The following is a 273-nucleotide window of genomic DNA, read 5'->3' as shown; positions in this document are numbered from 1 at the left end:
CAAGGTCGAGAGCCAGCAGGCCTTGATGGAAGCCACCGCCGAGCTGTTCGAGCACTCGGTACTGCTGCTGGCCCAGGAGTTCTTCTACACCGAGTACGACTGGCGCATCGGCGTGCTCAACCGCAAACCGATCTTTGCCTGCCAGTACTTCATGTCCAAGGGCCATTGGCAGATCTACAACCACAAGGCCAAGGGCCAGGACATCAACGGCGAGTGCCGCACCCTGGCGATCCACGAAGCGCCCCGGGCGGTGGTGGATCTGGCGGTGAAGAC

Annotated in this window: 1 pseudogene; it reads left to right on the top strand. The window is 61.9% G+C overall.

Annotation, left to right across the window (positions count from 1 at the left end):
- Window positions 1–273, top strand: a pseudogene (locus tag SB756_RS30040) (RimK family alpha-L-glutamate ligase); the annotation flags it as partial.

Origin of the sequence: Pseudomonas sp. SIMBA_068, from assembly GCF_046534705.1 — a bacterium.
In the GTDB taxonomy this organism is placed as follows: Bacteria; Pseudomonadota; Gammaproteobacteria; order Pseudomonadales; family Pseudomonadaceae; genus Aquipseudomonas; species Aquipseudomonas putida.
The sequence above is the reverse complement of the archived record's forward strand: the minus strand, read 5'-3'. Positions and strand labels throughout refer to the sequence as shown.